Annotated in this window: 6 protein-coding genes; all 6 read left to right on the top strand. The window is 47.0% G+C overall.

Annotated features, from left to right (window positions below; translation table 11 throughout):
• Window positions 1-15: 15 nt before the first annotated feature.
• The 6 genes from pglX (RVY89_RS16345) to brxL all read left to right on the top strand — a co-directional run bounded on the left by pglX (RVY89_RS16345) (window position 16) and on the right by brxL (window position 13959).
• A complete protein-coding gene (gene pglX, locus RVY89_RS16345) occupies window positions 16-3678 on the top strand; it encodes a BREX-1 system adenine-specific DNA-methyltransferase PglX (RefSeq protein ID WP_484825891.1) in 3663 nt (1220 codons plus the stop codon).
• Between the two features lie 110 nt (window positions 3679-3788).
• Window positions 3789-7400, top strand: coding sequence for a BREX-1 system adenine-specific DNA-methyltransferase PglX (gene pglX, locus RVY89_RS16340; RefSeq protein ID WP_484825890.1), 3612 nt, complete (start codon window positions 3789-3791; stop codon window positions 7398-7400).
• Window positions 7400-8440 carry an AAA family ATPase gene (locus RVY89_RS16335; protein WP_100165589.1) on the top strand — a complete coding sequence of 347 codons (1041 nt, stop codon included), beginning with the start codon at window positions 7400-7402 and terminating at the stop codon, window positions 8438-8440. The genes pglX (RVY89_RS16340) and RVY89_RS16335 overlap by 1 nt, the downstream gene beginning before the upstream one ends.
• A complete protein-coding gene (locus RVY89_RS16330) occupies window positions 8440-9273 on the top strand; it encodes a DUF4435 domain-containing protein (RefSeq protein ID WP_100165588.1) in 834 nt (277 codons plus the stop codon). The genes RVY89_RS16335 and RVY89_RS16330 overlap by 1 nt, the downstream gene beginning before the upstream one ends.
• A gap of 2 nt (window positions 9274-9275) precedes the next feature.
• Window positions 9276-11873 carry a BREX-1 system phosphatase PglZ type A gene (pglZ, locus tag RVY89_RS16325; RefSeq protein WP_484825889.1) on the top strand — a complete coding sequence of 866 codons (2598 nt, stop codon included), beginning with the start codon at window positions 9276-9278 and terminating at the stop codon, window positions 11871-11873.
• 10 nt (window positions 11874-11883) lie between these two features.
• Window positions 11884-13959, top strand: a complete 2076-nt coding sequence (brxL, locus tag RVY89_RS16320) for a protease Lon-related BREX system protein BrxL (protein WP_079814453.1) — start codon at window positions 11884-11886, stop codon at window positions 13957-13959.
• Window positions 13960-13974 lie beyond the last annotated feature (15 nt).

Raw genomic sequence — 13974 nt, 5'->3', positions numbered from 1 at the left:
TTTTCAGGACTTCACATGAATACGTCAAATATCAAAAAATACGCCCCAGTGGCACGTAAACAGTTCCGCGATGCGGTCATGCAAAAACTGACCACGCTGGGTATTGAGGCCGATAAAAAAGGCAACCTGCAAATTGCGCAAGCAACCGATCTTGGCGACCAGGTGCGTTATGGTCAGTTCTCGCTGGATAAATCACTGGCGTCACGTCGTGAGCGTCTGGTCAAACGTGCAGAAAATCAGGGTTACGAAGTGCTGGTTGAGCATATCGCTTACACCTGGTTTAACCGCTTCTGCGCCATACGCTATATGGAGCTGCATGGCTATCTTGAGCACGGTTTCCGTATGCTGTCTCACCCGACGCTGGAAGGTGGTTTTGAGGTTCTGGATCATGTGCCGGAAGTGGCTGAAGCTCTGGATCTGGACAAAGCGCGCCTGGTGGAGATGAAGCTGGCGGGCGATCGTGACGAAGAGCTGTACCGTGAACTATTGCTGGCCCAGTGCCATGCGCTGCACGGCGCGATGCCTTTCCTGTTCGAAGCAGTTAATGATGAAATTGAGCTAGTGCTGCCGGATAACCTGACTCGCACCGACTCCATTCTGCGTGGGCTGGTAGATATTACTCCTGAGGAAGACTGGGAGCAGGTCGAAGTGATTGGCTGGCTGTATCAGTTCTACATCTCCGATAAGAAAGACGATGTGATCGGCAAGGTGGTGAAGAGCGAAGATATTCCCGCCGCCACTCAGCTGTTTACCCCTAACTGGATTGTACAGTACCTGGTGCAGAACTCAGTGGGCCGCCAGTGGCTGCAAACCTACCCGGACTCGAGCCTGAAAGGCAAAATGCCGTACTACATTGAGCCAGCGGAGCAAACGCCGGAAGTGCGGGCACAGCTGGCAGCTATCACCCCATCCAGCATTGAGCCTGAAAGCATTAAAGTGCTGGATCCGGCCTGCGGCTCCGGGCATATCCTGACTGAAGCCTATAACGTACTGAAGGCCATTTACGAAGAGCGCGGCTATCGTACCCGTGATATTCCGCAGCTGATTCTGGAAAACAATATCTTCGGCCTCGATATCGACGACCGTGCCGCACAGCTATCTGGTTTTGCAATGCTGATGCTGGCCCGCCAGGATGATCGCCGCATTCTGAGTCCAGGCCGTGGCGTTCGTCTGAATATTGTTTCCCTGCAGGAAAGTAAGCTGGATATCACTGAGCTGTGGACCAGACTGAACTACCACCAGCAAGTGCAGCGCGGCAGCATGGGAGATATGTTTGCTGAAGGGACTGCACTGGTCAATACCGACAGCGCGGAATATAAGCTGCTGGTGCGCACGTTAGCACTGTTCACCAGCGCAAAAACGCTGGGCTCGCTGATTCAGGTACCGCAGGAAGATGAAACGGCGCTGAAGACGTTCTTGGATGGGTTGCGTCGTCTTGTTGAAGAAGGAGATATTCAGCAGAAAGAAGCAGCGGCGGAGCTGATCCCGCATATCCAGCAGGCATGGATCATGGCGCAGCGCTATGATGCTGTAGTAGCTAACCCTCCGTATATGGGGAGCAAATTTTATGCTCCTCAGTTAAAAGATTTTATCAATGAGTATTATTGCAATACAAAGAGCGATCTATATTCCGCTTTTATTGAGCAAAACCTAAGGTTAGCTAAAAAGAATAAATTCGTTGGGATGATTACTATACCAAACTGGATGTTCTTATCTTCATTTGAACTAGCTAGAGAAAAAATAATATCTGAATGCTCAATTGACTCATTAATCCATAATGGCAGAGGTATATGGGGCTCTGATTTTGGTAGTTGTTCATTTATTCTCTCAAAGAGAAGTGTTGTGAATGCAAAGGGGGTATTCAAAAAGCTATTCGAGAAGCAAGGTTCTGTAACTAGCCCTGAAGAACTTGAAAAACGTTTTTTTTCGAATAAAAAACACACAGCAAGTGCATTGGATTTTAAAAAAATCCCCGGTTCTCCTCTGGTTTTTTGGTTATCGACTCAGTACTTATCCAATTTTGTCCAAGGCTCGCCATTGGGTTCAATTGCAAAGCCAGTTGTAGGACTTCAAACTGGTGATAATGATTTATTTATTCGGTTTTGGCATGAAGTTAGTTTCGATAAAGTCGGGATGGGTTTTACTAATAGAGAATCAGCTAAAGAGTCGGGTTTAAGGTGGTTTCCTTATACAAAGGGCGGCGACTTCAGAAAATGGTATGGCAATAACTATTGGGTTGTAGACTGGCAGAATGATGGTGAAAGAATATGTCAACATCGAAGTGCGTACCCTAGAAACAAAGATAAATATTTTTCTAGTGGTCTTACTTATACGAATATTAGTATAAGTAGTTTTGCTGCTCGCTACACGGATGCTGGGTTTATTTTCGACCAAAAGGGCTCTATGTTTTTTGATAAGGTTGAGAATGGCATCCACTATGTTGGGTGCCTTTTGCATAGTGTCTGTGGTTCGTCTTTGCTGCAAGCTATGTGCCCAACTCTTGATTTCAATCCAGGTACTCTTATTAATCTTCCTGTCATTAATATCAATTATAAGAAAATTAATGACATTTTCAAAGACGCTGTAGATATTACTCGTAGTGACTGGAATAGCTATGAGCACTCGTGGGACTTCACCAGATTACCTCTTGCATATCCTTTTAATTATCAATCTTCATTAAGCTCAATTTATCAACAGCTTTGTGAAAAATGGCATGATAATGTATTAAAGATGAAATCTATTGAAGAACATAACAACCAAGTGTTCATTCATGCGTACGGTCTGCAAGAAGAGCTAAAACCAGAGGTATCGATTAATAGCATAACGCTTACCTGTAATCCTCATTATCGCTATAGTGGCAACAGATCAAATGACGAACTTGATAAGTTGCAGCAAAGCGAAAGCATAGCCGAATGCTTATCTTATTCTATTGGCTGTATGATGGGGCGTTACTCCCTCGATCGAGAAGGTCTCGTCTATGCTCACGAAGGCAACAAAGGTTTCGTGAAGCTAGTCGCCGAAGGTGCCTACAAAACCTTCCCTGCCGATGAAGACGGTATCCTGCCATTAATGGATTCTGACTGGTTCGATGACGATGTTACCTCCCGCGTTAAAGAGTTCGTTCGCACAGTCTGGGGCGAAGAACATTTACAAGAAAACCTCGATTTCATCGCCGAAAGCCTCTGCTTGTACGCAATCAAGCCGAAAAAAGGTGAGTCTTCACTCGATACCATCCGCCGCTATCTTTCCACCCAGTTCTGGAAAGACCATATGAAGATGTACAAAAAACGCCCGATTTACTGGCTGTTCAGTTCTGGTAAAGAGAAAGCGTTTGAGTGCCTGGTGTACCTGCACCGTTATAATGAAGGCACACTGTCGCGTATGCGTACCGAATACGTAGTTCCGCTGCTGGCGCGCTACCAGGGCAATATCGATTTGATTAACGATCAGCTTAAAAATGCTGAATCCGGTGCAGCCACTACGCGCCTGAAAAAAGAGCTGGATGGGTTGACCAAAAAATTCAACGAGCTGCGTAGCTTCGATGACCGCTTGCGCCATTATGCTGATAGACGTATCACTATTGATCTGGATGACGGCGTTAAGGTTAACTACGGCAAATTTGGCGATCTGCTGGCGGATGTGAAAGCCATTACCGGCAGTGCACCTGAAGAAATTTGAATTTAAATTAGTCAACAAGCCAGTTTTCCAATAGTTCTGGCTTTTAATCATTTTAAAATATGCCCGTTATTTGAACGTCAGCATGTTTTTTAAATTTATTGGGATTGAATATGAATACGTCCAACATCAAAAAATATGCCCCGGTGGCACGTAAACAGTTCCGCGATGCGGTCATGCAAAAACTGACTACGCTGGGCATTGAAGCCGATAAAAAAGGCAACCTGCAAATTGCACAAGCAACCGATCTTGGCGACCAGGTGCGTTATGGTCAGTTCTCGCTGGATAAATCACTGGCGTCACGCCGTGAGCGTCTGGTCAAGCGAGCAGAAAAGCAGGGCTACGACGTGCTGGTGGAGCACATCGCTTACACCTGGTTTAACCGCTTCTGCGCTATTCGCTATATGGAGCTGCACGGCTATCTTGAGCACGGTTTCCGTATGCTGTCTCACCCGACGCTGGAAGGTGGTTTTGAGGTGCTGGAGCATGTGCCGGAAGTGGCTGATGCTCTGGGTCTGGACAAATCACGCCTGGTGGAGATGAAGCTGGCGGGCGATCGCGATGAAGAGCTGTACCGTGAACTGTTGCTTGCGCAGTGCCATGCACTTCATGGCGCGATGCCTTTCCTGTTCGAAGCAGTTAATGATGAAATTGAGCTAGTGCTGCCGGATAACCTGACCCGCACCGACTCTATTCTGCGTGGGCTGGTGGACGAGAAAGCGATACCGAAAGTGGACTGGGACCAGATCGAAGTGATCGGCTGGCTGTATCAGTTCTACATCTCCGAGAAAAAAGACGATGTGATCGGTAAGGTGGTGAAGAGCGAAGATATTCCTGCTGCTACCCAGCTGTTTACTCCGAACTGGATTGTGCAGTACTTGGTGCAGAACTCGGTGGGTCGCCAGTGGCTGCAAACCTATCCGGACTCCAGCCTTAAAGGCAAAATGCCGTACTACATTGAGCCAGCAGCACAAATTCCGGAAGTGCAGGCACAGCTGGCAGCTATCACCCCATCCAGCATTGAACCCGAAAGTATTAAGGTGCTGGATCCTGCTTGCGGCTCCGGCCATATCCTGACTGAAGCTTATAACGTGCTGAAGGCCATTTACGAAGAGCGTGGCTACCGTACACGGGATATCCCGCAGCTGATACTGGAAAACAATATTTTCGGCCTGGACATCGATGACCGTGCCGCACAGCTCTCCGGTTTTGCGATGCTGATGCTGGCGCGTCAGGATGACCGGCGTATTCTGGGCCGTGATGTGCGTCTGAATATTGTATCCCTGCAGGAAAGTAAGCTGGATATCGCTGAGCTGTGGACCAAGCTTAACTTTCATCAGCAGTTGCAGCGCGGTGGTATGGGAGATATGTTTGCTGAAGGGCCGGCACTGGCTAACACCGATAGCGCAGAATATAAGCTACTGATGCGTACGCTGGCGTTGTTCACCCGTGCAAAAACGCTGGGGTCGTTAATTCAGGTGCCGCAGGAAGATGAAACGGCGTTAAAAGTGTTTCTGGATGGATTGTATCGTCTGGTGGTTGAAGGTGATATTCAGCAGAAAGAGGCGGCGGGAGAACTGATCCCGTATATCCAGCAGGCGTGGATCTTGGCGCAGCGTTATGATGCGGTGGTGGCAAACCCGCCGTATATGGGTGGGAAAGGAATGAACGGTGAACTAAAAGAGTTCGCTAAGAAACAATTCCCGGACAGTAAATCGGATTTGTTTGCGATGTTTATGCAGCATGCGTTTTCTTTGCTCAAAGAAAATGGTTTTAATGCACAAGTAAATATGCAGTCGTGGATGTTTTTATCGAGCTATGAAGAGCTTCGAGGCTGGCTTTTGGATAATAAAACATTTATCACTATGGCACATTTAGGTGCACGGGCATTTGGGCAGATCTCAGGCGAAGTTGTTCAAACTGCAGCATGGGTAATTAGTAACAACCAGAGTAAAATTTACCAGCCTGCATTTTTCTATTTAACTAATGGTAATGAAGCACAGAAAAAAAACGCCTTACTAAAACGTACTAATAGGTTTGATCATGTTTTTCAGCATGATTTTAAAAAAATACCCAGCTCACCAATTATCTATTGGTTAAAGGGTTTGGATAATTTCAAAAGAGAGAAACTGTCAGCTTATTTTGTCTCCGGAGGTAGAAATAAAACCCATAATAATGATAAGTTCGTGAGATATTTTTGGGAGGTTTCGCTAAGCGAAAAAAAATGGATTGGTTATGCTAATGGTGGTGAGTCTAGGAAATACAATGGAAATGATGAGTATGTCATTGACTGGAGCGATGAGGCAAAAGCAGTTTATGATTCACATGGTGGGCTTTCAAATAAAAAGTTCTGGGATCAAACAGGAATAACTTGGTCCCTTATTGGAACTAAGGGTTGTGCATTCCGGTTAAAACCCGATGAACTTCAATATAGTTCGGGTTCACCGGTTATTTTTTGTGAAGATGAAATCACAACCTACGTCACACTTGCTTTTTTAAATTCGGTTGTCGGTCAATACTATTTGACAGCGATTAGCCCAACAATAAATACAACTGTAAGCAATGTTCTTTCATTGCCAATGCCTACGCTAAGTCATGATGATAAAATTAATGTTGTATTAAACATAAAAAAATGCCTTGACGTCGCCAATAAAGATTGGAGTAACTCAGAGAATTCCCCATCCTTTGATAGTAATATTCTTGTTAAATTTGGTGGGAAGAACTCACTTATACGAGATGTATATTGCTCTCATATTGAGATAGCGAAGAATGAATTGCTTATCTATAATCAGTGTGAGAGAAAAATTGAAGAGGTCATGTGTGGCGATTATGATTTGAATTTAGATGATGAGGTGCAAGGGAATGGTTATGACACCACGCTAAATTTAAATTTAATGTATAGATATGGTAGTGATGATGATGAAAATAAACATAGATATCAGTCTGATGTAATATCTGAGTTGATATCATTTAATATTGGATGCCAAATAGGTCGCTACTCCTTAGATCGCGAAGGTTTAGTTTATGCTCACGAAGGCAATAAAGGTTTTTCTAACCTCGTAGATGAACGTGCCTACAAAAGCTTCCCTGCCGACGAAGACGGCATTCTGCCGCTGATGGATTCTGACTGGTTCGACGACGATGTCTCCGCCCGTGTAAAAGAATTCGTCCGCACTGTCTGGGGTGAAGAGCATCTGCAGGAAAACCTCGACTTCATAGCTGAAAGCCTCTGTTTGTACGCAATCAAGCCGAAAAAAGGCGAATCTTCGCTTGATACTATCCGCCGCTATCTTTCCACGCAGTTCTGGAAAGATCATATAAAAATGTACAAGAAACGCCCGATTTACTGGTTGTTCAGCTCCGGTAAAGAGAAAGCGTTTGAGTGCCTGGTGTACCTGCACCGTTATAATGAAGGCACATTGTCGCGTATGCGTACCGAATACGTAGTTCCGCTACTGGCGCGCTACCAGGGCAATATCGACCTGGTAAACGATCAGCTTAAGAGTGCTGAATCGGGAGCTGCTACCACGCGTCTGAAAAAAGAACTGGATGGGCTGACCAAAAAATTCAACGAGCTGCGTAGCTTCGATGACCGCTTGCGTCACTATGCTGATAGACGTATCACTATTGATCTGGATGACGGCGTTAAGGTTAACTACGGCAAGTTTGGCGATCTGCTGGCGGATGTAAAAGCCATTACAGGTAGCGCACCTGAGGAGATTTGATGAAAATAGCGGCGATTTATACGCAGAGTGTTGGCCCATTGGGCGATGCGAAAATTAGCTTCAAAAACGACTGGACGGGTGAGGTTGAGGAAAATATCCTCCTTACCGGCCCGAATGGCTGCGGTAAATCGACGCTGCTTCGCTCTATTGCGATGCTTTGGGGGGCTTTTGGGTTCTGGCTAGAGCAATCCAAGCCGCTTCCATCATCTCACGAATCCCGGAAATGGCTAGAACGATGGAACGGTGTCGCGATTGTTATAGATGACTTCACATCAACAACGCCATCTCGCTTGGGGCTATTTTTTGGCTCTGACGAATGGTCTGAGGAATTAATTGAATCCTATAAAGATGTTGAGTGGATTGGTGAAAGTCGTACTGGGCGTAAATTGACGCTAAGGATTTTTGAAGATGCCTGGTTCCAGAAATGGGGTCACTACTACCAGAAAATGGTGATCACCACTGAGAGAGTTTCATCCCCTAATGTCATTTATCTGGATGCTGAGGCACGCAGATGGCTTGCGCCTAAAAAGAATATTTCCTCACTTGCACAGGATGATCTTAGCCAGCGATGGCTGGCAACCTATACCCCTACCTCCGACTGGAAAGGGCAGCTTGAAGCCTCGCTGTTCAATATGAAAGCGACGCTCCCTGAGCTGTATCCAGAGATGATGAAAACGCTGAATCAGTTCTTCTCAGGCAAAGTCATTGAAGAAGATATTCAGCCAGGGCAGCGTCAGCAGGTCAAACTTGCTAACGGCGATACTCATACACTGGATGAACTGAGTTCCGGTGAGCATCAGGTCTTGATCATGCTCTTTATGGTTCAACGCTGGCTTCAGCCGGGTGGCGTTGTATTAATCGACGAGCCAGATCTACATCTTCATCCTTCTCTTGTTTCACCTCTACTTGGGACACTAGAAAACATCATCCAGAAAAAGCATGGCCAACTCATTTTAACTTCTCATGCTACTGATGTATGGCAGCGCTACGAAAGTCTGGGGCTGCGGTATCCTCTTTCTGTTGAAAAGGATGATGAGTAATGAAGGAGTTTGAGTGGCATATCAAGACCATCCTTGAGACAAAGATCACCGAAGGTAAACGAGCGCTAATCGTTGAAGGGAAAACCGATGAACTCGTTTTTACCCAGCTTTTAAAAAAAGTCGATCCCCAATGGGAAACCAACTGGGTTCTTGCCGAAGTCGGCGGGAAACGCAATGTGGTAGAAATTTTGTCAAAACAATCTGATTGGTTGGGCATTGTTGATCGCGATGAGTGGGATGATGCCCAGTTGAGCCAACGGCAACAACAATTGCCTAACCTGCTAGTTTTGCCCAGATTTTGCATTGAAAACTATCTTGTTGTCCCGAGTGAGCTTTTACATGGGCTGCCGCTCAAGCAAAGAACAAAACTCCCCCGTGAGAGTGAAGAAGCGATAGGGGCTATTGCTTCATCGATTACTGCAGCTTTAGACAGTTGGATTCAGTTTGGAGCTGCATGGGCTATTATCAACCCGCTTTGGGATGAACTGCGGTTGCTCGGATTTAACCGAGACCTCCTTGATCCTCAGCAGGTGATTACTGAGCAGGGGTTTCTGACACATTGCCAGCGTTGGTATGAACATCTGGATCCTGCGCTGCTGCTGCAAAGATACCAGAACAAACTGTCCGAAATTCGCCAGTTGTCTGTGGATGACCAGTTGCGCACCATTGTTCATGGCAAAAAATTTTATAAGGACGTTGTGACCCCTGTATTCATGCAATTACTTGCTATTCAGAAAGCCATTTCGGTGGATGTGTGGTTCAGGGAAATGCCAGTCCCAGCAGATCTGGCATTTGTCTGGCAACGCATGGATTTAACCCCAGAAGATAATTAATTATGCAATTTAAAGAACTGGAATCCGGGCTTCGTCAGAAGTTTACCGACAACCGTATCGTCTTCTGGCACGACCCAGAACAACGTTTCACTGATTCGCTCAATGAGTTGGATCTCGACAACGTTGTGCTGCTGGATATGCGCGGCATTTCTGTGCTAGCAACAAAAAAACGACTCGAAATCGACGAGCCTGAGCAGAAATTTTTACTCTATTTCACCAGTGAGGTTCCCGCTCTCGAGCAGGACTGGTTGCTGGATATTCGCCTCTATAGCACCGAATTCCACGCTGATTATGCAGCGATCACCCTAAATTCGCTAGGTATCCCGCAACTTGGTTTACGCGAACATATTCAACTTCGCAAAGCCTTCTTTACCGTCAAGCGAACTCAGATCCTGAAGGGATGGGTTACCGAGCGCGAAACGGAAAACTCTCTCGATAAGAAAATGCTTGCGGTGGTGGTCGGAGCCAGTACCTTTGAAACCAAAGAGATTCTGTTTGCTTTGGTTCAGCAATTTGTCGCGGCACGGCAGCAGGATGACTGCGCGCTGGAGAACACCTTCGCCGTACTGAAGAAACTTGGCCTGGATGAGGTACTCTGGGAGATTCTTCGTGTTGAGCTCGGGTACCAGTTTGAATCTCCTTCACTGGAAAACCTGCTGCTGAAACTGTTCTGTACCGATCTCTGGGCGCAGGGTGATGAAGCGCATCGTGACTGGTTGAGTAAAAATGTGCTGGCAACTGCGGCAGGACGAGCCTCTTCACTGGCCTTTATGGGGGCGTGGCGCAACGATCGTCGCTATAAAGCAGAATACGATTATTGTGCAGAGGATTTGCAACAAACACTGCAGCCAAAAGAGCACTACAACTACAGCTCACCGTACGCCCTGGCAAAATGTGAAACCTTCGAGGCCATTGAACAACTTATTATCCGTGGTCTGGTGACCCAGTTGCAGGAAGAGAGCACCACTCTGGACAGAGATGCGTTTAAAGCACTGGTATCTGAGCGCAGTGCTAAATACTGGAGCCAGACACGTCCAGAGTATCTTTCTATCTGGAATGCTATTCGTCAGGCGGAACGTTTGCTGAATTTGCGTAATCGCTACACTGACGGGTTTAATTTCCCCGATACAGGCGCGTTCTGGAAGGCCTACTGCGACGAAATTTATCGCTTCGATCAGACCTATCGTTTGTTTAATGAATATGCTGCACCGGTGCACAGCAAAGGGGCGATGATCCTGCATGAACTGGATAAATTCATTGAAGAGTTGTACAGCAACTGGTATCTGGCCGAGCTGAGTCGCGGCTGGAACAAACTGCTGGATGCGGAAAAACGTATGCAGGCATGGCAATTTACTGGCATACCACTGCAGCGCAATTTCTATAAAGAGAATGTTAAACGTCAGTTTGACACCTCTCAGGTGAAACGCGTTTTTGTCGTGATCTCGGATGCACTGCGCTATGAAGTGGCGGAAGAGCTGGGCAGGCATATTAACCATGAGAAGCACTTCAGCGCAGAGCTGCGCTCCCAGACCGGAGTGCTCCCAAGCTATACCCAACTGGGCATGGCTGCACTGTTACCTCATGAGTCGTTGAGCTATCTTCCTGATAATTCTGGTGTAGTCTACGCCGATGGGATGTCCACTTCCGGGTTTGAAAAACGAGCCGCTATTCTTGCGAAGGTGAATGGTGTAGCGCTGAAAGCAAAGGACTTGCAGAACGCCAATAATCAGGAAGTGAACGAACAAATCCGCAACGCTTCCGTGGTTTACATCTGGCACGACACTATAGATGCGATGGGTGATAAGGCGGCAACCGAAGATAAAACATTCGAGGCTTGCCGAAGCGCTATTACCGAGCTAAAAGATCTGGTCTCACGCTTACGTAGCCGATTTAATGCCAGCCGAATTTTTGTTACCGCCGATCACGGGTTCCTGTTCCAACAACAAGCGCTGGTGGAGCAGGATAAAACGAAGCTGGAAAGTAAAGCTAAAGACACGATTGAAGCGAATAAGCGTTTTATTGTGGGTCATCAACTGCCTGAAAGTGAATTTTGCTGGCACGGTAAACTGGCAGATACTGCAGGCGCAAGCGATGAGAGTGAATTCCTGTTGCCCAAAGGGGTACAGCGTTTCCACTTCGTAGGTGGTGCTCGTTTCGTTCATGGCGGAGCCATGCTGCAGGAGGTGTGTGTTCCTGTGTTGAAGATTCGCGCGCTTGAAAAGAAAGCGGCTGAGAAGCAACCCCAGCGGCAGCCCGTGTCCGTCGTTGCGCGGGATCAGGTGATTAAACTGGTTAACAGCATTGATAAAGTTGGTTTTATTCAGACTTCGGCAGTGAATGATCTAAATGAGCCGCGCACGCTGAATATCTTTATCGTCGATGAAAACAACCAGGTCGTCTCCGGCACGGAAACAGTATGCTTCGACAGTGATAACGAAGATATGGGTAAACGCACCCGCGATGTAACCATGAAACTCATGGGGACGGCATTCAATCGTAAAAACAAATATGTTCTGATCCTGGAGAATGCGGACAGCACAACAGAGTATGGTCGCTACCCGATCACGATCGACCTGGCATTTCAGGATGACTTCTTTTAAGTGAGGCGTTATGCAACAGCAGGATAACTCAGCCAGTAACATGGAAACGGCCTCTGTGTTGGCTCAGGACCTGGATTCATTGTTGAATCAGCACTTTCGCGGTCGCGTGGTGCGTAAGGACCTGACGAAGCAACTTAAAGAAGGGGCTAATGTTCCGGTTTACGTACTGGAATATCTACTCGGTATGTACTGTGCCTCCGATGACGATGAGGTTGTCGAGCAGGGGCTACAGTCGGTTAAACGTATTCTTTCTGATAACTACGTCCGCCCGGATGAAGCAGAAAAAGTGAAATCACTGATTCGCGAGCGTGGTTCTTACAAAATTATCGATAAGGTCACGGTAAAGTTAAATCAGAAGAAAGACGTTTACGAAGCCCAGCTATCTAACCTCGGCATTAAAGATGCCCTGGTGCCGTCTCAGATGGTGAAAGACAACGAGAAGCTGTTGACGGGTGGCATCTGGTGCATGATTACCGTGAACTACTTTTATGAAGAGGGGCAAAAAACGTCTCCTTTCTCGCTGTTCACACTGAAGCCGATCCAGATGCCAAATATGGATATGGACGAGGTATTTGAGGCCCGCAAGCAGTTTGATCGTGACCAGTGGATTGACGTGCTGTTACGTTCTGTCGGGATGGAGCCTGCGAATATTGAACAGCGTACCAAGTGGCATCTGATTACTCGCATGATTCCCTTTGTGGAAAACAACTATAACGTCTGTGAGCTTGGACCACGTGGTACCGGTAAGAGCCATGTTTATAAAGAATGCTCCCCTAACTCCCTGCTGGTATCTGGCGGGCAAACCACGGTAGCGAACTTGTTTTACAACATGGCCAGCCGGCAGATTGGTCTTGTGGGTATGTGGGACGTCGTCGCGTTTGATGAAGTGGCAGGGATCACTTTCAAAGACAAAGATGGCGTGCAGATCATGAAGGACTACATGGCGTCAGGTTCGTTCTCTCGTGGTCGTGACTCCATCGAAGGTAAAGCCTCCATGGTGTTTGTCGGCAACATTAATCAGAGCGTGGATACGTTGGTCAAAACCAGTCATCTGCTTGCACCGTTCCCGGATGCGATGATTGATACAGCCTTTTTTGACCGTTTCCATGCCTATATTCCTGGTTGGGAAATTCCAAAGATGCGTCCGGAATTTTTCACCAATCGCTATGGTTTGATCACGGATTACCTCGCTGAATACATGCGCGAAATGCGTAAACGTAGCTTCTCCGATGCAATTGATAAATTCTTCAAGCTGGGAAATAACCTCAATCAGCGTGACGTGATTGCCGTACGCCGCACGGTATCCGGGTTGTTGAAGCTTATGCACCCAGACGGCGCGTACGACAAAGAAGATGTACGTGTTTGCCTGACCTATGCATTGGAGGTCCGTCGTCGAGTTAAAGAGCAGCTTAAGAAACTCGGTGGCCTGGAGTTCTTTGATGTGAACTTCAGTTATATCGATAACGAGAGCCTGGAAGAGTTCTTCGTGAGCGTACCGGAGCAGGGCGGAAGTGAATTGATTCCTGCCGGTATGCCGAAACCTGGCGTAGTGCATCTGGTCACGCAGGCTGATTCAGGTATGACGGGCCTCTATCGTTTTGAAACGCAGATGACTGCCGGTAATGGCAAACATGCGGTATCAGGTTTAGGGTCGAATACAGCAGCGAAAGAAGCGATCCGCGTGGGTTTTGACTACTTCAAAGGTAACTTAGGTCGTATCAGTGCTGCGGCTAAATTCTCTGAACATGAATATCATCTTCATGTGGTGGAGCTGCACAGCACAGGACCGAGTACTACCACCAGTCTGGCCGCGTTAATCGCGTTCTGTTCCATATTGCTGGCAAAACCGGTTCAGGAACAAATGGTCGTATTGGGCGGCATGACATTGGGCGGCGTGACGAATCCCGTTCAGGATTTAGCTGCATGTCTGCAGGTAGCATTCGATAGCGGTGCTAAAAAGGTACTGCTCCCTATGGCGTCTGCTATGGATATTCCGACCGTACCGACTGAGTTATTTACCAAGTTCCAGGTAAGCTTTTATGCTGACCCTGTGGATGCGGTGTACAAGGCTCTTGGTGTAAATTAAATGCAATGATTACCA

This window comes from Enterobacter sp. 3U4, assembly GCF_057224565.1.
The sequence above is the reverse complement of the archived record's forward strand: the minus strand, read 5'-3'. Positions and strand labels throughout refer to the sequence as shown.

Excerpts from the sequence above, each read along its gene's own strand:
- pglX (WP_484825891.1), top strand. The coding sequence starts at position 16 with ATGAATACGTCAAATATCAAAAAATACGCCCCAGTGGCACGTAAACAG.
- pglX (WP_484825890.1), top strand. The coding sequence starts at position 3,789 with ATGAATACGTCCAACATCAAAAAATATGCCCCGGTGGCACGTAAACAG.
- RVY89_RS16335 (WP_100165589.1), top strand. The coding sequence starts at position 7,400 with ATGAAAATAGCGGCGATTTATACGCAGAGTGTTGGCCCATTGGGCGAT.
- RVY89_RS16330 (WP_100165588.1), top strand. The coding sequence starts at position 8,440 with ATGAAGGAGTTTGAGTGGCATATCAAGACCATCCTTGAGACAAAGATC.
- pglZ (WP_484825889.1), top strand. The coding sequence starts at position 9,276 with ATGCAATTTAAAGAACTGGAATCCGGGCTTCGTCAGAAGTTTACCGAC.
- brxL (WP_079814453.1), top strand. The coding sequence starts at position 11,884 with ATGCAACAGCAGGATAACTCAGCCAGTAACATGGAAACGGCCTCTGTG.